Raw genomic sequence first — 16904 nt, 5'->3', positions numbered from 1 at the left:
ATTGTCCCTATTCCCGCCCAAATTCTTCCTATTCCCGCAATGCCCGCCGCAGGATCTTGCCGACCGGCGTCTTCGGCAGTTCGGTCCGAAACTCGATGTATTTTGGCCGCTTGTAACCGGTCAGGTTCTCGCGGCAATACACAGTCAGCACCTCTGCGGTCAGCAACGGGTCCTTCTTGACGACGAACAGCTTCGGCACTTCGCCTGAATGCTCGTCCGGCACGCCGATCGCGGCCACTTCGAGCACGCCCGGATGCAGCGCCACCACTTCCTCGAGTTCGTTCGGATAGACGTTGAAGCCGGACACAAGGATCATGTCTTTCTTGCGGTCGACGATCTTGGTGTAGCCGCGCTCGTCCATGAAGCCCATGTCGCCCGACTTGAAGAAACCGTCCTTGGTCATCACCTTGGCGGTCTCGTCCGGCCGGTTCCAGTAACCGGCCATCACCTGCGGTCCGCGGATGCAGATCTCGCCGACTTCGCCGGGCGGCAAATCATTGCCGTCTTCGTCGCGGATGGCGATCTCGGTCGAGGGCAGCGGCAGGCCGATCGTGCCGGTGAAGTTGCCGTCGCTGAATGTGTTGGCGGTTGCCACCGGCGAGGTTTCCGAAAGCCCGTAGCCCTCGGTGACCGGGCAGCCGGTCAACGCCTTCCAGCGTTCGGCGACACCCTTCTGCACCGCCATGCCGCCACCCAGCGTCAGGATCAGCGGCTTGAAGTCGAGCTTGCGGAAATCCTCATTGTTGAGCAGCGCGTTGAACAGCGTGTTGAGGCCTGGAAAGATGTGGATCGGGTATTTGCCGAGTTGCTTGACGAAGCCGGGAATGTCGCGCGGATTGGGAATGAGTATGTTCTGGCCACCCAGTTGCATGCCCATCAGCGCGTTCACCGTCAGCGCGAAGATATGATAGAGCGGCAGCGCGCAGATGAAGTTGAGATGCGCCGGCTTGGGCTTGACCGTGAAGGCGTCCTCGATCCACAGCGCGTTCTGCGCGACGTTGGCCAGCACGTTGCTGTGCAGCAGCACCGCGCCCTTCGAGATGCCGGTGGTGCCGCCGGTATATTGCAGGAAGGCGACGTCGTCGGCAGCGACATGCACCGGCTTGAAATTCATGCCGGCGGCTGCCTTCAACGCGGCATTGAACTTGACATGGCCCGGCAGCGACCAGGCCGGCACCATCTTCTTCACGCGGCGCACGACGAGATTGACGATCGTCCCCTTCAGGCCGCCAAGCATGTCGCCCATCGCCGCGACCACGACATGCTTGACCGCCGTTTTAGCGATCACCGCCTGCAAGGTGTTGGCGAAATTCTCGAGAATGACGATGGCTTGCGCGCCGGAATCCTTGAGCTGATGTTCCAGCTCGCGCGGCGTGTAGAGCGGGTTGACGTTGACCACGACATAGCCGGCGCGCAGCACTGCCATCATCGCCACCGGATATTGCAGCACGTTCGGCATCATCAGCGCCACGCGTGCGCCTTTCGGCAGTCCCGTCGATTGCAGATAGGCGCCGAAGGCGGCCGATTGCCGCTCGACTTCCGCATAGGTGATGGTCTTGCCCATGCAGGTAAAGGCGGGCCGGCTGGCGTACTGCTTGCAGACGTCGGCGAGCAGATCGCCGATGGAGCCGAAGGGCAGAGCGCCGATCTCGGCCGGAACGACTTTTGGATAGCTTTTGAGCCAGGGTTTTTCCGGAAATCCGGCGGCAACCACATTCGGCAGCCTTGTGGCCGGACCTGGGTTTGACGCCGATGCAGCCGCTGTCGGTGCCGCCTTCGCCGCCGGTTTGACGGCGGCGGGCTTTGCGCCAGGCTTCGGCGATACATTGGTCTTCGCGGATACATTGGTCTTGGTGGACACCGCGGCCGCCTTCGGCTTGGTTTTGGCCGTCGGCGCCTTTGGCCCTTGGCTTGTCGGGGGCTTGTCGGGGCTAGCCGGTTGCGCAGCAGGTTTGGCCTTGGCTGTCGCTGGTGCCGTCGTCCTTGGTGTTTTTGCCACTCGTCCCTCCCTCGATTGTTCTTATTGTCTCTGCCTGCTCGCCGTGTCGCCTCCGAATGACAGAGACGTCCTCCGCTGCTGCCGGCATCCAGGAAATCCAGCCTGTCATCTATGTATTGCGACTATCGGCAGCCGTGCAAGTCTGCCCCTGCGGCAAGGTGGGAAGAAATCGTCCGCGGCAACGACCAGCCGAAGGTCGTAGTTTCCTCACCAACGCCGGGTTGAAGATCAATAAAAAAATGCAGTCGTTAACATTACCGTGATAGGCGGTAATTGACATTTCCTTCTCCTTTTTGGCGAGTGCGCAGAAAGAAATTCTGCTTCCCATGGGGTAGGCAAACGGGGTGTTCCAAAGCCGGAAAAACGGTGCTTATATGCGCGCTTCGCGAGCCTGATAGAGGGGCTTGGAAGAACATCAGGGAGTCCTCCATGAAAAAGAAACTGACTTTTGCGGCCGCGTTGCTGGCCGCAAGCGTCCTCGGCGGCATGGCCAATGCCAAGCAGTTGGTCTACTGCTCGGAGGCGTCGCCGGCCGGCTTCGACCCGTCGCCGTGGAGCGGTGGCAACGACTTCGACGCGTCGTCGCGCACCATCTATTCGCGCCTGGTCGAGTTCGAACACGGCAAGACCACCATCACGCCTGGCCTCGCCGAGAGCTGGACGGTTTCCGACGACGGTCTCGAATACACGTTCAAGCTTCGGCCGGGCGTGAAGTTCCAGACCACCGACTACTTCACGCCGACGCGCGATCTCAACGCCGACGACGTGATCTTCTCCTTCGAACGCCAGTGGAAGAAGGAAAACCCGTGGTTCGACTATCTGGCAGGCACCGGCTGGGAGTATTTTGCCGGCATGGGCTTCCCGGATCTTCTCAAGGAGATCGTCAAGGTCGACGACCTGACGGTGAAATTCGTGCTGAACAAGCCTGAGGTCGCTTTCCTGCCGGATCTCGGCATGGATTTCGCTTCGATCGTCTCCAAGGAATATGCCGACCAACTCGACAAGGCCGGCACCAGGCAGCAATTCACCCAGAAGCCGATCGGCACCGGTCCGTTCCAGTTCGTCGACTACCAGGTCGACGCGGTCATTCGCTATGCGGCATGGGACGGCTACTATGGCGGCCGCCAGAAGATCGACGATCTGATCTTCGCCATCACCACCGATCCGGCCGTGCGCGCGCAGAAGCTGAAGGCGGGCGAGTGCGATATCATGTCGTACCCGGCGCCGGCCGACATTGCCGGCCTGAAGGCCGACCCGAACCTCAAGGTCGACGAGCAGGAAGGCCTGAACATCGGCTACATGGCCTACAACACGACGCAGGCGCCCTTCGACAAGGTCGAGGTCCGCAAGGCCCTCAACATGGCCGTCAACAAGCAGGCCATTCTCGATGCGGTCTATCAGGGCGCTGGCCAGGCGGCGATAAACCCGATCCCGCCGACGATGTGGTCCTATAACAAGGAGGTCAAGGACGATCCGTACGATCCGGACGCGGCCAAGAAGATGCTGACTGATGCCGGCGTCACGGATCTGTCGATGAAGATCTGGGCAATGCCGGTCAGCCGCCCGTACAATCCGAATGCCCAACGGGTCGCGGAACTGATCCAGGCCGACTACGCCAAGATCGGCGTGAAGGCCGAGATCGTCAGCTACGAATGGACCGAGTATCGCGAACGCGGCAAGCAGAAGGACCGTGACGGCGCCTTCCAGCTCGGCTGGACCGGCGACAATGGCGACCCGGACAATTTCCTGTTCCTGCTCGGCTGCGATGCCATCGGCCAGTCCAACTATGCGATCTGGTGCAACCAGGAGTTCGAAGCCCTGTTGCAGAAGGGCAAGGCGACCACGGATGTCGCCGAGCGCACCAAGATCTACGAGGAGGCTCAGGTCGTGTTCAAGCGTGAGGCGCCGTGGCTGACTATCGCCCATTCCAAGGTCTTCATGCCGATGAACAAGAAGGTTTCGGGCTTCGTCATGGATCCGCTCGGCATTCATCGGTTTGACGGCGTCGACGTCGCCGAATAACTGCTGAGAAATAGAACGGCGACGCTGGACTTAAAGCGCCGCCGTTCTATGAAGCAAGATGCTCCGCTATCTCCTCCACAAGCTCGCCTTGATCATCCCGACCGTGTTCGGCATATCGCTGGCGGCGTTCGCTTTCGTCCGGCTTCTGCCGGGCGACCCGATCACGGCCCTGGCCGGCGAGCGCGGCGTCAGCCCGGAACGCTACGCCGAGCTTGTCGAGCGGTTTGGCTACAACCGGCCTTATGTCGTCCAGTATCTGGAGTATATCGGCAGGGTCCTGACCGGCGACTTCGGCATATCGCTCGCCACCAAGCGGCCGGTGCTCGGTGAATTCCAGGCGCTGTTTCCGGCGACGCTGGAACTGGCGACGATCGCGCTGATCATCGCCGTGCTCATCGGCATTCCCGCCGGCATCTTCGCCGCGGTCAAGCGCGGATCCTGGTTCGACCAGGCGACGATGGGCGTGGCGCTGACCGGCTATTCGATGCCGATCTTCTGGTGGGGACTGCTGCTCATCATCTTCTTCTCCGGCTATCTCGGCTGGACGCCGGTTTCCGGCCGCATCGGCCTTCAATATTTCTTCAAGCCGACGACGGGGTTCATGCTGATCGACAGCCTGATCTCCGGCAAAAGCGGCGCTTTCAGGTCCGCCGCCAGTCATCTTGTCCTGCCGGCGATCGTGCTGGCGACAATCCCGCTCGCCGTCATAGCGCGCCAGACGCGGTCGGCGATGCTGGAGGTGCTGGGCGAAGACTACGTCCGCACCGCCCGCGCCAAGGGCCTGGCGCCGCGTCGCGTCATCGGGCTCCACGCTTTTCGCAATGCGCTGATCCCCGTCGTCACCACCGTCGGCCTGCAGGTCGGCACGCTGATGGCGGGCGCCATCCTGACCGAAACGATCTTTTCCTGGCCCGGTATCGGCAAGTGGATGATCGACGCGATCGCCAAGCGCGACTATGTGGTCGTCCAGAGCGGCTTGCTGATCATCGCGCTGATCGTCATGGCGGTGAACCTGATCGTCGACGTGCTCTACGCCGTCATCAACCCACGTATCCGGGTGCAGTGAGATGACCGACCAAACCACGGCAGAAGCCACCGCCGCCTCCATTCCGACCGGCGGCCGGCAACGCGCCTTCACCGAGTTCTGGCATTACTACTCGATGAACACCGGCGCCGTCATCGGCCTGGTCGTGTTCACTGCGCTGGTGCTGGTGGCGATCTTCGCGCCGTTGGTCGCGCCGCATTCGCCTGACGAACAGTTTCGCGATGCGCTGCTGGCGCCGCCGGCCTGGCAGGAGGGCGGCAGATCGACGTTCCTGCTCGGCACCGACGCCGTTGGCCGCGACATGCTTTCGCGGCTGATTTTCGGGGCGCGGTTCTCGCTGTTCATCGGTCTGGTCGTCGTTGTTTTCTCGCTGACCAGCGGTATCGTCCTCGGCGTGCTCGCCGGCTATTTCCGCGGCTGGGTCGATACGCTGATCATGCGCGTCATGGACGTCATCCTGGCCTTCCCGTCGCTGCTGCTTGCCCTCGTTCTGGTGGCGATCCTCGGACCCGGCCTGTTCAACGCCATGCTGGCGATCGCGCTGGTGCTGCAGCCGCATTTCGCGCGGCTCACCCGTGCGGCGGTGATGGCCGAAAAGAACCGCGAATATGTGATCTCAGCCAAGGTGGCCGGTGCCAGCCATCTCAGGCTGATGGTGAAGACGATCCTGCCGAACTGCATGGCGCCGCTGATCGTGCAGGCGACGCTGTCCTTCTCCAACGCCATTCTCGAGGCCGCGGCTCTTGGCTTCCTTGGCGTCGGCGCGCAGCCGCCAACCCCGGAATGGGGCACCATGCTGGCCACGGCGCGCGAGTTCATCCTGCGCGCGCCATGGGTGGTGACCTTCCCCGGCCTTGCCATCCTGATCACGGTGCTCGCCATCAACCTGATCGGCGATGGCCTGCGCGATGCCTTCGACCCCAAGCTGAAGAGGTCGTGACCATGCCTCTTCTCGACATCAAGAACCTCACCGTGTCGTTTGATACCGCCGCCGGACCGTTCATGGCCGTGCAAGGCATCGACCTGTCGATCGAGCCGCGCGAGGTGCTGGCGATCGTCGGCGAATCCGGCTCCGGCAAATCGGTGGCGATGCTGGCGGTGATGGGGCTGTTGCCGAACACGGCGACGGTAAAGGCCGATCGCATGGCCTTCGACGGCGTCGACCTGCTTGAGCTCAGCCCGTCCGAGCGCCGCAAGATCGTCGGCAAGGACATCTCGATGATCTTCCAGGAGCCGATCGCCAGCCTCAATCCATGCTTCACCGCCGGCTTCCAGATCGAGGAGGTGCTGCGCTTCCATTTGGGCATGGACCGCGCCCAGCGTCGGGCCCGCGCCATCGAGCTGATGAAGCTGGTCGGCATCGCCGATCCGGAAGAGCGGCTGAACTCATTCCCGCACCAGATGTCGGGCGGCCAGTGCCAGCGCGTCATGATCGCGATCGCGATCGCCTGCAATCCCAAGCTGCTGATCGCCGACGAGCCGACCACCGCGCTCGACGTCACCATCCAGAAGCAGATCCTCGATCTTTTGGTCGGCTTGCAGGCCAAATACGGCATGGGGCTGATCATGATCACCCACAATATGGGCGTCGTGGCCGAGACCGCCGACCGCGTCATCGTCCAGTACAAAGGCCGCAAGATGGAAGAGGCCGACGTTCTGTCACTGTTCGAGCAGCCGAAGAGCAACTACACCCGCGCGCTGCTGTCGGCGCTGCCGGAAAACGCCGTCGGCGACAGGCTGCCGACCATTTCCGACATGCTGTTCGAACCGGCCCCCTCTGCTGCTGGGAGCGGGACTGCAACGGGAGCCGCGTCATGAGCGCGACGGTTCTCGAAGGCAAGAACATCGTGCGCGACTATCATGTCGGCGGCGGCCTGTTTCGCCCCTCGCGCACGGTGCATGCGGTCAAGGGCGTTTCGTTCAGCGTCGACAAGGGCAAGACGCTGGCGATCGTCGGCGAAAGCGGCTGCGGCAAGTCAACGCTCGCCCGTATCATAACCCTGATCGATCCGGCGACGGCGGGCGAGCTCTTCATCGACGGCAACAAGGTCGACATCGCCAGGAATGGGCTGACGAAGGAGATGCGCCGCAAGGTGCAGATCGTCTTCCAGAACCCTTACGGTTCGCTCAATCCGCGCCAGAAGATCGGCGACGTGTTGGGCGAGCCGCTGCTCATCAACACCGACACGCCAGCCGACGAACGGCGCGATCTCGCCATGAAGATGCTGAAGAAGGTCGGCCTCGGACCGGAGCATTACAACCGTTACCCGCACATGTTCTCGGGCGGCCAGCGCCAGCGCATCGCCATTGCCCGCGCGCTGATGCTCAATCCGAGCCTTTTGGTGCTCGACGAACCGGTCTCGGCGCTCGATCTGTCGGTGCAGGCGCAGGTGCTCAACCTGCTCGCCGACCTGCAGGACGAGTTCGAGCTGACCTATGTCTTCATCAGCCACGACCTGTCGGTGGTGCGCTACATCGCCGACGAGGTGATGGTCATGTATTACGGCGAGGCCGTCGAATACGGCTCGCGCGACGAGGTCTTTGCCGACCCCAAGCACAGCTACACCAAGACGCTGTTCGCGGCGACGCCGCGCGCCGACGTCGCCAGCATTAAAGCGAGGCTGGCGAAGAAGAAGGCCGCCTGACGCCGCAATTGCGGTACCCAGCCCATGCTAAGGTTCAGGGCACCGGCTGATCAAAGGCTCCAGCGACCGCTATACCTACGGAATGCAGTGCTTCTCGACGTCACGCGCGGTGAACTCTGCTGCTCGCCGCCATGCTTCGTCGGTATCTCCCCGGTAAGTCAGGTATCGATCGCAGACAGGTTTGTTGCCGTTCAAATCCAAGACCGCAAACTTCACCCAGCCGACCAGCGTGCTCATCTTGTGCACCTGACCGATCAGGAGATATTTCGCGCTGGCTGTTTTTGCCTGTTTCGAGAGATCGACAAGGCCGGGGTCCTTGATGGTGCACTGTTCTGCCTGACAGGGTAACGCGACGAGCTTGATCTTCTCAGAAAGGCCATCCTGCAACGCAACGCCAAATGCCTTCAGTCGCGCTTCGTGTTCGGCGGTCTGGTCCCTGACTTCGCCTGATGTATCCCTGAACTCGAAATCCGCGACGGCGAGGGTCGCTGGCTCGACGACATCGGCAAAAGCGGCCGGCGCAAGTAGACCAGCGCCCATCAGGATCAGGAAAAAATGTCCACACTCAAAAAGTCGAAATCGAACTTCCGCACTTTGCACCTTGAGCATCTCGTTTCTCCGAGGTTAGGACGATACCCATCCCAATGACGGTGCCGATTTGTCTCTTCGCGCTGTTGGAAGACGCGGAAGCGGGCGCAGACTACCCGGTTGCGTCGCGACGTCAACTTTCAACCCGTTACTGGGTGGACTCCACCTCCGCGACAACCAGCTTGCCTTTGGCGCGCGAGATTTCGAGTGCCTGGCCGGCCCCTGCCAACGCGCCCGGGACCGAGATCACGAACGCCTGGCCCTCGCTGAGGGTCGCGACGAAGCGTACTGGCAGGTTTTCTTCGCCCGCCGCCATCGTGGTGACCACCCGGTAGCCGTCATCCGCCTCCGTGTAGTAGACGACGCCATGAAAATTGCCGAGATCGACGGTCCCACCCTGACGGGCGGTGAGTTCGCCGGCAGAAGCGGAACCTGCCACGACGCAAAGCGCCGCAAGTGCTGTGTATCTGAACATCGTGTTTCTCTCCATTTGGAATTGTCGTTTGGGTGGGTGGTCGCCTGCGGCTGCATCCCCAAAAATTACGCGGCGAGCTGATCCTCACGGGCAGCCGCGATCATTACGCTGGCGAGCAACCCGTAGGCCGCCTCCCAAGCCTCGCGGACAGCCGGCGTAAAAGCCGTGCCGAGGCCGGCCGCCAGCGTCTCGATGAGCGCTTGCCCGACGATCGGGTAATGACGCTCCTCGACACCGTAAGTCACGTGACGCCTGGCGAGCACGCGCACCGTCGGCAGGATGGTGTCGGCTCGGTCCAGTCCATGCACGACGAAGCCGAGGCTCGCTATCAGCTTGGCGCCTTGCTTGGTCATGTCTGTCACCGGAAACAGCGCGCGAAGATCCGCGTCGATCGCGAACAGGCGCTCGTAGAACAGCGCGGCGGCGGCCACGCGGATCGGCACGATCTCGCGAAAACTGTCCTGGACAAGTCTGGTCTGGTCGGGTGTCATCGGCGACGCTCCTGCGTTCCTGCTCTTGCGGCGACCATCGCCCCAAAGCGTTTCGCATGCATGTCGCCTGCGCCTGGATGTGTTTCAGTTGTGTCTCAATTGGTTTTCAGTTCGCGCTCATTTGTCTTCTTTATCTAGAGGCACGCCGAGAGTGCCAGGCCGAACTCTCGCCGACCTCGACCTGGCCATAGCTGAAAACCTGGGGCGCGGCGCGAGCTTGGAACTGCATCGGCAGTCGGTCATTATATCGGGGAGCCGGTCCCTATGCCTCCGTTCGGATGGAGAAATCATGCTGCGGATATTCATTGCTTCGTCTTTTCTTCTCGCCTTCGGTGCGCCCTCGACCACGCTCGCGCAGGACAGCAGCGAGAGCGAAACAGGCCGCGTTGCGGTCGAGACCTTTGCCGAAGGGCTCGAGCATCCCTGGGGCGCGACCTACCTGCCCGACGGCGCGTTGCTGGTCACCGAGCGTCCGGGGCGCCTGCGGCTCGTCTCGAGCGACGGGGCCGTTTCCGACCCGATCGACGGTGTGCCGGACGTCCTTGCCAGCGGACAAGGCGGTCTGCTGGATGTGGCGCTCGATCCGGACTTTGCCGACAACCGGACGGTCTATCTCTCCTATTCGGAGGAACGCGGCGGCGGCGCGGCTACCTCGGTCGGCCGTGGACGCCTGGACGAGAACGGCAGCGCGCTTTCGAACTTCGAAGTGATCTTCCGGCAGGAACCAGCCGTGTCCAGCCGGCTGCACTACGGCTCCCGCCTGGTATTCGCGCCGGATGGCAAGCTCTTCGTCACGCTCGGTGAGCGCGGCAAGATGCGAGAGGCGCAGGACCCGAACAATCATCTCGGCACGATCGTCCGCATCAACCCCGATGGTTCCGTGCCTGACGACAATCCCTTCGTCGGCAAGAACGGCGCCGACGAGATCTGGTCCTACGGCCATCGCAATGTGCAAAGTGCTGCGCTCCATCCCGAAACCGGCGTGCTCTGGACGGCGGAAATGGGACCGCTCGGCGGCGATGAGCTGAACATTCCGCAAGCGGGCAGGAATCACGGCTGGCCCGTGGTCAGTTGGGGCCGGCACTATTCGGGCGAACGCATCCCCGAACCGTCGACGCGGCCGGAGTTTGCCGACTCCATCCATAGCTGGACACCCGTCATCTCGCCTTCCGGCATGATTTTCTACACCGGCGACATGTTTGCCGATTGGCGCGGCGACCTGTTGATTGGCGGACTGTCGGCGGAAGGCATCGTTCGTGTCAGGATCGATGGAAAGCAGGTCGCTGGCGAGGAAGTCGTCGCTCTCGGCAGGCGTATCCGGGACGTGGTGCAGGCTCCCGACGGCGCGGTCATGGCGTTGACCGACGAACCAGCCGGAAAGATATTGCGACTGACGCCGGCAGCGTCGCAGTGATGCCGCGCGGTGGCGCTTGGGAAAGGGCCGAACATCATCGCTGCCGCACTTTTTGCCACACTTTTAAATCATTCGAAACGTTGCGTTTCGATACGACAGAAGAGAAATGATATCAGGAGATTAGTGGTGCCGCTTAGGTGACTCGAACACCTGACCCCATCATTACGAATGATGTGCTCTACCAACTGAGCTAAAGCGGCCCGGGAAGCCAAGGCCTCCAAGATGCGCTGGGTGATAGACGCAACCCGCCACAAATTCAAGATGGGACTTGGCAATTCGTGTCGGCTCATCCCGGGCCTATAAGCGACCCCCCCTCCGACCGGCCATGCGGTTGCGCGAAGCCTCAACGCCAGGTTGTGCTTGTCGTGTTGGCGATGCATCGGGAAACCGGCGAAAAATGTTGATTCTTTTACCGAAAACCGCCGAAATCGGCTTTCGATGCATCGCCAAGGCAGAATGCGGCCGCTGGCCCGTTGATTGATCGGTCGCCTGCGGCTAACGATCATGACAATGTGACCATACGTGCAGGGGGTCCCCGTTGGACGCGATCGAAAAAGCGATCCGGAATGCCTTCGAGAAAGGCAATGCCGAAGACCGCGCGTTTCGCGAGCGGGTGTACCGATCGGCCTTCGCCGCGCTTGATCGTGCCCTGCAGGCCAACCCGAACGTGACGGTGGAAGTCGCCATCAAGCGCCGCAAGGCGGTGCAGGCCAAGATAACCGAAATCGAATCCGAATTCCTGCCGGCGGTTCCCGCTGTCGGCCGTCCGACCGATGACGACGCTGCAGCACCGGCTGCGGAGCAGCCGGCTGGCAGCGAAGCCGATGCCGAACCCGAGGCCGATGCCGAACCGCATGCCGGCGCCGACGCTGAACCAGCGCCGCCGCCTGAGGTCGTTGTCGACGGTCCGGCTGAGCCTCCTGCATCGGTCGCGCCTCCTGCTTCCGACGCACCCCCAGCTTCCGATGCGCCGCGCTCGCGCGTCTTGCCGGTCGTTCCCGACATCATGCCCGAAGCGGCTTTTCCCGATGCGCCGGAGATCGACTTGTCGTCCCCCCAATCGGCCGGGGACGGCGACGCAGAGGTGATGCCCGACCGCGACGACAGGCGGGTGAGAGGTCCCCGCCTGCCTCTCACCGCGATCTTCCTCGGCGTGACGCTGCTTGCAGCCGCCGGCATCGGCCTCTATTTCGCTGCCCAGACCGGCGTCTTCAAGTCGGCGGCCGAACTCGACACCGCCCCGCCGCAAACGCCACCGACGGTGGAAGACGATGATTTCACGCCGCCAGGCGACACCGCCCCGCCGCTGAACGCCGGCGCGGCGGATGAGGCGCGCGACTGGATCAATGTGTTTTCACCGAGCGACCCGACACTTGTCAGCGCGCCTTCGGATGCCAAGGCCGAAGTCATGCAGGACGACAGCGGTTCTTTCCTGCGCATCCGGTCGGGCGCCTCCGGTTCGGCGATCAGCTTCGACGTCGAGCAAGGCGTCTTGGACAAACTCGCCGGCAAGCACGCCACGTTCGACATCATCGCCCGCTCCGAGGAGGGCCAGGAGACGCAGATCTCCGTCGACTGCAATTTCGGCGAACTCGGCGACTGCGGCCGCAAGCGCTACGCGGTCGGCCACGAGCGCAACGAATACCTCTTCGATGTGCGGTTTCCCGACAAACGTCCGGGCGCTGCCGGCACCATCGCCATCAATTCCGACTTCGACAAGCAGGGCAAGTCGGTCGACATCTACGAGATCCGCGTCGCGATTGTTCCGTAGAGCTCAACGCATCGGCCCGAAAATCGGAATCGATTTTCGGAAAGCACGATGCGTTGATTATAACTGTTAGAGCGTACTTTGTGCGTCCAATTGGACGCACGTCGCTCTAACTATCGAGCAGCGCCTGCAGCGTCTCGATGCGGTCGGCTTCGGCCGCTGGCTTGTCCCAGCGCAGCCGCGAAATGCGCGGAAAGCGCATGGCGACACCGGATTTGTGCCGTGTCGAGCGGTTGAGCCCTTCGAACGCCACCTCCATCACCAGGCCTTGTCTGCGGTCGGCCCGCACCGAGCGGACCGGGCCGAAGCGCTCGATCGTGTTGTCGCGGACATATTTGTCGATCTGCCTCAGTTCCTCGTCGGTGAAGCCGAAATAGGCTTTCCCCACCGGCACCAGTTCCTCCGATCCTTCCGGGCCGGACCAGACGCCGAACGTGTAATCGGAATAGAAACTCGAACGCTTGCCGTGGCCGCGCTGGGCATACATCAGCACGGCGTCAATTGTGTGCGGATCGCGCTTCCATTTGAACCATGGGCCTTTCGGCCGGCCGGTGAGATAGGGCGAATCCCAGCGCTTCAGCATCACGCCTTCGATGACCGGATGCAGCGGCTTGCGGCGCAATTCCTCCAGCGCCTCCCAGTCGGTGAATTCGACCAGCGGCGAAAGATCGAAGCGGCTCGGATCGAGCGTCTGCACGAAGGCTTCGAGGTGGCCGCGCCGGTCGCGGAAAGGGTGCATGCGCAAGTCCTCGTCGCCGATCTGAAGCACGTCGTAGCAGCGCATGAAGGCCGGGTATTGCTGCTGGATCTTCGGTGTCACGCTCTTGCGGTTCAGCCGCTGCTGCAGGTCCGAGAACGTGCCGGTCGCCTGCCGGGGATCGCCGACCAGAAGCTCGCCGTCGAGGGTGGCGGAGAAATCCATCGCTTCTGCGAGGTCAGGAAAAGCCCGGGAGACATCGTCGCCGGTGCGCGAGTAGAGCCGGCGAACACCGCCTTCCGATACCGCCTGGACGCGGATGCCGTCCCATTTCCACTCGGCGGCATAGTCGGCGGGATCGAGCTTTTCGAGGTCGCCGTCACCGATCGGGTTGGACAGCATCACCGGCCGGAACAGCGCCAGCGCTGTCTTTTTGGGTTTTTCTGCCTTGCCCTCCAGCCAGGCGAACAGCTCGGCATAGGGCGGCGCCAACCCATGCCAGAGTTCTTCAATCTCGGCGACGTCGACCTTGCCGAGGTCGGCCAGCGCCTGCTTGGCCAATCGCGCCGAAACGCCGATGCGCAGGCCGCCGGTGACCAGCTTGATGATGGCGAAGCGCGCCGAGACGCTGCCGCTGTCGAGCAGCCGGGCCAGCACCGTCGGCCCGTCGGAACGGCTCGCCGCCTGCAATTTCGCGACGACCTCGGCGAGCGTCGGCTCATGGTTGGCGATATCCGCCGACGATTGCGGCCAGACCAGCGACACCGTCTCCGCCAGGTCGCCGACATAGTCGTAGGAATAGCCGAACAGCACCGGGTCCATGCGCTCCATGACCAGCGCGCGCAGCATCGCCGGCTTGACCGCCGCGATGGTCAGGTCGCCGGTGATGGCAGCCAGCGCCAGGCCGCGATCCGGATCCTCGACGCTGCGGAAATAATCGCTCAGCAGCGTCAGCTTGCCGTTGCGCGACGGCGTCAGCACGAGGCGGTCGAGGAGTTCGGCGAAGCGGTTCATAATGCGGGCCGCGCCAATAAGATGAGTTTGCACTCCACGCCACCCCCCTCTGGCCTGCCGGCCATCTCCCCCGCAAGGGGGGAGATTGGCAGCTTCGGCCCCGCGCTCATTCCTCCAACGTTGGAGATTGGCGAAACCAGTGGCGACATCCGATCTCCCCCCTTGCGGGGGAGATGGCCGGCAGGCCAGAGGGGGGTGTGAAGGATCGCGGCGCCGGCATTTGATGGATCAATAATTGCCATCAATCGCCCTCATCCTCATAGCCGACGAGATGCAGCGGCCTGGCAGCGATCCCCTCGAGTTCGCACCAGCGCACCAGGGCCTCCTCGCGGCCATGCGTCACCCAGATTTCCTCCGCGCCGGTTTCCCTTATCGTGGCGGTCAGTTCGTCCCAGTCGGCATGGTCGGAAACGATCAGCGGCAGCTCGACGCCGCCCTGCTTGGCGCGCTGGCGGATGCGCATCCAGCCGGAGGCAAAGCACGAGATCGGATCGGGAAAGCGCCGCGCCCAGCGGTCGGCGAACGCCGATGGCGGGCCGACGACGATGGCGCCGGTGAAATCCTCCTTGCCACTGCTTTCGACGGTCGCCGGCTCCAACGTCCCGAGCTCGATGCCCTGGCTCTGATAGTAGTCGCTGAGCTTGGCCAGCGCGCCGTGGATATAGATCGGCCTGTCGTAGCCGGCGTCGCGCAGCAAGCGCATGACGCGCTGCGCCTTGCCAAGCGCATAGGCGCCGACCAGATGCGCGCGTTCGGGAAACTGCGCCGTCGATTTCAGCAGCCGGGCGATCTCTTCGGTATCGGGCGGATGACGGAACACCGGCAGGCCGAAAGTCGCCTCGGTGATGAACACGTCGCACTTGACCGGTTCGAACGGCTCGCAAGTCGCGTCCCTCTGGCGCTTGTAGTCGCCCGAAGCGACGATGCATGAGCCCTGATGCACGACCTCGATCTGCGCCGAGCCCAGCACATGGCCGGCCGGATGGAAGGTTACGGTGACGCCGTTCAGCGCAATCGCCTCGCCAAGTGCTGCCGCTTGCGTCGTCCCGGCAAAACCCTCGCCGTAGCGCAGCCGCATGATGTCCAGCGTCTGTTGTGTAGCCAGCACCGAGCGGTGGCCGGAACGGGCATGGTCGGAATGGCCGTGTGTGATCAGCGCCCGGTTGACCGGCCGCACCGGATCGATGAAGAAATCGCCGGGCGGGCAATAGAGGCCCTCGGGCCGGGGATGAAGCAGGTCGCTGGCGCGCATGGCTCCAAGATAGTTGCTAATTCCGGCGCGGGAAGCCTGTTGCAAGTGACTGCTGACTCGGCATACAGGCAACTGCCGGCGGGATCTCCATCACGAAATCGCATCAGGCCTTGTCCGGCGACCCTTTTCGTTCACCTGCGCCACACGTGGCGGCGGCTGCGAAAAAGTCCGATTCGCGTGCCCGAAAGGGCAGGACACTGACACGGAGGACGTTGCATGCGCTGGAACTTGGTGGTCTTGGCATCTTGCCTGGCAATAGCCGGTTGCGTCGGCACCTCGATTGCCGAGCGACAGGACGCGAATGTCCAGTCCTCGCTGCAATATGACAGCGTGCCTTGCGATCAATTGCTAGCGCAACGAAACCGGCTGGCGCAGCAATATCGCCTTCCACTGGATGCCAAGCCGTCCTTCTCCGATCCCGGGGTGGGCCTCGGCCCGTTCACGCCGGACGCCCGTTCCAAGGCCCAGCGCGACGTCGAACAGGCAAGCGGCCGGATCGACGCCATGAACCGGTCGATCGCCCGCCGCGAATGCGGCAAGCCGGGTTAATACCCGGCGTTGCGATCGACGACGTTCTCGAGCTTCTCGCCGCGCTCGAAGGCGGCCATCTGGCGCAGCATGATCGGCACCAGATGCAGGGGATCGGAGGTCGCCGCCGCATGCGGCGTCACGAACACCTTCGGGTGGTTCCACAGCCGGCTGGTCTTCGGCAGCGGCTCGACCTCGAACACGTCGAGGCTCGCCTCCTTGAGCGTGCCGTCCTCCAGCGCACGCAGAATGTCGGCGTCCTTCTGCAACTTGCCGCGCCCGGCGTTGATCAGCACTGAGCCGCCGAGGCCGTTGCGTTTTCTCAACTCCTTCAGCACGCCGTAATTGATGATGCCTTGCGTCTGCGGCGTAAGCGGCAACAGCACCACCAGGATATCGGTGGCGTTGAGGAAGGGGATCAATCCGGCCTCGCCGGCATAGGTCGAAACGCCTTTCACCGGCCTGTCGCTGCGCGACCAGCCATTGACCGCAAAGCCGAGTGACAAAAGCACCGACGCCGCCGCGCGGCCAAGCGTGCCGAGCCCCATGATGCCGATGGAGATGTCGCCGGCCGGCCGCTGCGGCGACTCGTGCCAGATCTTCCTTTGCTGCTGCGACCGGTAAAGCAGGCCCTGCCGATGGTGATCGAGCACCCGCCAGACGACATATTCGGTCATGTACTGGGTCAAATTGTCGGCCACGACCTTGACGATCGGCACGTCGGGCAAAGTGGGATCGGCGAAGATGTGGTCGACGCCGGCGCCGATCGAAAAGACAGCGCGCAGATTGGGCAGGGACGACAGAAGGTTCGGCCGCTGCTTCCAAACCACCGCATAGGTGATCGAAGCATCGCTGGCGCCTTCCGGCTCGAGCACCACCTCGCGTTCGGCCGCCAAGAGCTCGCGCCAACGGCCCGGATGGATACCGGTGAGGGCAAGCAGGACACGGCCTTTTTCCATGGCGGGT

At 63.0% G+C, this 16904-nt stretch carries 15 protein-coding genes and 1 tRNA gene; 8 read left to right on the top strand and 8 right to left on the bottom strand.

Features of this window, described 5'->3' with window-relative positions:
- Positions 1 to 28: 28 nt before the first annotated feature.
- Entirely contained in the window at positions 29 to 1999 is a 1971-nt protein-coding gene (locus tag AC0L2R_RS16885) for a long-chain-fatty-acid--CoA ligase (RefSeq protein ID WP_473510302.1), read from the bottom strand.
- A gap of 429 nt (positions 2000 to 2428) precedes the next feature.
- Here AC0L2R_RS16885 and AC0L2R_RS16880 point away from each other — a divergent pair, with 429 nt between their 5' ends.
- The 5 genes from AC0L2R_RS16880 to AC0L2R_RS16860 are packed head-to-tail and all read left to right on the top strand — an operon-like array spanning position 2429 to position 7711.
- On the top strand, positions 2429 to 4021 hold the full coding sequence (locus AC0L2R_RS16880) for an ABC transporter substrate-binding protein (protein ID WP_473510300.1): 1593 nt from the start codon (positions 2429 to 2431) through the stop codon (positions 4019 to 4021).
- Positions 4022 to 4079: 58 nt separating this feature from the next.
- Positions 4080 to 5087 (top strand): ABC transporter permease subunit, encoded by a 1008-nt coding sequence (locus AC0L2R_RS16875; RefSeq protein ID WP_473510299.1) that lies wholly within the window; start codon positions 4080 to 4082, stop codon positions 5085 to 5087.
- A gap of 1 nt (position 5088) precedes the next feature.
- Positions 5089 to 6006: an ABC transporter permease subunit gene (locus AC0L2R_RS16870; RefSeq protein ID WP_023802898.1), complete on the top strand. Its 918-nt coding sequence runs from the start codon at positions 5089 to 5091 to the stop codon at positions 6004 to 6006.
- A 2-nt stretch (positions 6007 to 6008) separates the two neighbouring features.
- Positions 6009 to 6884: an ABC transporter ATP-binding protein gene (locus tag AC0L2R_RS16865; RefSeq protein WP_287174419.1), complete on the top strand. Its 876-nt coding sequence runs from the start codon at positions 6009 to 6011 to the stop codon at positions 6882 to 6884.
- Positions 6881 to 7711 (top strand): dipeptide ABC transporter ATP-binding protein, encoded by an 831-nt coding sequence (locus AC0L2R_RS16860; protein WP_473510297.1) that lies wholly within the window; start codon positions 6881 to 6883, stop codon positions 7709 to 7711. Before AC0L2R_RS16865 ends, AC0L2R_RS16860 begins: the two co-directional genes overlap by 4 nt.
- A 75-nt stretch (positions 7712 to 7786) precedes the next feature.
- Here AC0L2R_RS16860 and AC0L2R_RS16855 read toward each other — a convergent pair whose 3' ends face one another.
- The 3 genes from AC0L2R_RS16855 to AC0L2R_RS16845 all read right to left on the bottom strand — a co-directional run bounded on the left by AC0L2R_RS16855 (position 7787) and on the right by AC0L2R_RS16845 (position 9265).
- Positions 7787 to 8320, bottom strand: a complete 534-nt coding sequence (locus AC0L2R_RS16855) for a DUF2380 domain-containing protein (protein ID WP_473510295.1) — start codon at positions 8318 to 8320, stop codon at positions 7787 to 7789.
- A gap of 127 nt (positions 8321 to 8447) precedes the next feature.
- Positions 8448 to 8774 (bottom strand): hypothetical protein, encoded by a 327-nt coding sequence (locus tag AC0L2R_RS16850; RefSeq protein ID WP_027151640.1) that lies wholly within the window; start codon positions 8772 to 8774, stop codon positions 8448 to 8450.
- A gap of 65 nt (positions 8775 to 8839) precedes the next feature.
- Positions 8840 to 9265 (bottom strand): globin family protein, encoded by a 426-nt coding sequence (locus AC0L2R_RS16845; protein WP_023802903.1) that lies wholly within the window; start codon positions 9263 to 9265, stop codon positions 8840 to 8842.
- A 289-nt stretch (positions 9266 to 9554) separates the two neighbouring features.
- Between AC0L2R_RS16845 and AC0L2R_RS16840 the strand changes: the two genes are divergently transcribed.
- Positions 9555 to 10679: a PQQ-dependent sugar dehydrogenase gene (locus AC0L2R_RS16840; protein WP_473510293.1), complete on the top strand. Its 1125-nt coding sequence runs from the start codon at positions 9555 to 9557 to the stop codon at positions 10677 to 10679.
- 124 nt (positions 10680 to 10803) lie between these two features.
- On the opposite strand, the gene AC0L2R_RS16835 is transcribed toward AC0L2R_RS16840, so the two are convergent.
- Positions 10804 to 10879: transfer RNA gene (locus AC0L2R_RS16835), tRNA-Thr, on the bottom strand.
- Positions 10880 to 11217: 338 nt separating this feature from the next.
- On the opposite strand from AC0L2R_RS16835, the gene AC0L2R_RS16830 reads away from it, so the two are divergent.
- Positions 11218 to 12450 carry a hypothetical protein gene (locus AC0L2R_RS16830; protein WP_473510291.1) on the top strand — a complete coding sequence of 411 codons (1233 nt, stop codon included), beginning with the start codon at positions 11218 to 11220 and terminating at the stop codon, positions 12448 to 12450.
- Positions 12451 to 12556: 106 nt separating this feature from the next.
- Here AC0L2R_RS16830 and AC0L2R_RS16825 read toward each other — a convergent pair whose 3' ends face one another.
- Together AC0L2R_RS16825 and AC0L2R_RS16820 are read right to left on the bottom strand one after the other, a co-directional pair.
- Positions 12557 to 14158: a cisplatin damage response ATP-dependent DNA ligase gene (locus AC0L2R_RS16825; RefSeq protein ID WP_473510369.1), complete on the bottom strand. Its 1602-nt coding sequence runs from the start codon at positions 14156 to 14158 to the stop codon at positions 12557 to 12559.
- A 241-nt stretch (positions 14159 to 14399) separates the two neighbouring features.
- Positions 14400 to 15410, bottom strand: coding sequence for a ligase-associated DNA damage response exonuclease (locus AC0L2R_RS16820; protein WP_473510289.1), 1011 nt, complete (start codon positions 15408 to 15410; stop codon positions 14400 to 14402).
- 216 nt (positions 15411 to 15626) lie between these two features.
- Here AC0L2R_RS16820 and AC0L2R_RS16815 point away from each other — a divergent pair, with 216 nt between their 5' ends.
- On the top strand, positions 15627 to 15959 hold the full coding sequence (locus AC0L2R_RS16815) for a hypothetical protein (protein ID WP_027151648.1): 333 nt from the start codon (positions 15627 to 15629) through the stop codon (positions 15957 to 15959).
- On the opposite strand, the gene AC0L2R_RS16810 is transcribed toward AC0L2R_RS16815, so the two are convergent.
- Positions 15956 to 16897, bottom strand: a complete 942-nt coding sequence (locus AC0L2R_RS16810) for a 2-hydroxyacid dehydrogenase (RefSeq protein WP_473510287.1) — start codon at positions 16895 to 16897, stop codon at positions 15956 to 15958. The genes AC0L2R_RS16815 and AC0L2R_RS16810 overlap by 4 nt on opposite strands.
- Positions 16898 to 16904: the final 7 nt, after the last annotated feature.

It is taken from the genome of Mesorhizobium sp. WSM4820 (assembly GCF_055811075.1).
This window is presented reverse-complemented; position numbering and strand designations above follow the sequence as displayed.

Excerpts from the sequence above, each read along its gene's own strand:
- AC0L2R_RS16840 (WP_473510293.1), top strand. The coding sequence starts at position 9,555 with ATGCTGCGGATATTCATTGCTTCGTCTTTTCTTCTCGCCTTCGGTGCG.
- AC0L2R_RS16820 (WP_473510289.1), bottom strand. The coding sequence starts at position 15,410 with ATGCGCGCCAGCGACCTGCTTCATCCCCGGCCCGAGGGCCTCTATTGC.
- AC0L2R_RS16860 (WP_473510297.1), top strand. The coding sequence starts at position 6,881 with ATGAGCGCGACGGTTCTCGAAGGCAAGAACATCGTGCGCGACTATCAT.
- AC0L2R_RS16845 (WP_023802903.1), bottom strand. The coding sequence starts at position 9,265 with ATGACACCCGACCAGACCAGACTTGTCCAGGACAGTTTTCGCGAGATC.
- AC0L2R_RS16825 (WP_473510369.1), bottom strand. The coding sequence starts at position 14,158 with ATGAACCGCTTCGCCGAACTCCTCGACCGCCTCGTGCTGACGCCGTCG.
- AC0L2R_RS16870 (WP_023802898.1), top strand. The coding sequence starts at position 5,089 with ATGACCGACCAAACCACGGCAGAAGCCACCGCCGCCTCCATTCCGACC.
- AC0L2R_RS16850 (WP_027151640.1), bottom strand. The coding sequence starts at position 8,774 with ATGTTCAGATACACAGCACTTGCGGCGCTTTGCGTCGTGGCAGGTTCC.
- AC0L2R_RS16880 (WP_473510300.1), top strand. The coding sequence starts at position 2,429 with ATGAAAAAGAAACTGACTTTTGCGGCCGCGTTGCTGGCCGCAAGCGTC.
- AC0L2R_RS16855 (WP_473510295.1), bottom strand. The coding sequence starts at position 8,320 with ATGCTCAAGGTGCAAAGTGCGGAAGTTCGATTTCGACTTTTTGAGTGT.
- AC0L2R_RS16875 (WP_473510299.1), top strand. The coding sequence starts at position 4,080 with ATGCTCCGCTATCTCCTCCACAAGCTCGCCTTGATCATCCCGACCGTG.
- AC0L2R_RS16815 (WP_027151648.1), top strand. The coding sequence starts at position 15,627 with ATGCGCTGGAACTTGGTGGTCTTGGCATCTTGCCTGGCAATAGCCGGT.
- AC0L2R_RS16865 (WP_287174419.1), top strand. The coding sequence starts at position 6,009 with ATGCCTCTTCTCGACATCAAGAACCTCACCGTGTCGTTTGATACCGCC.
- AC0L2R_RS16810 (WP_473510287.1), bottom strand. The coding sequence starts at position 16,897 with ATGGAAAAAGGCCGTGTCCTGCTTGCCCTCACCGGTATCCATCCGGGC.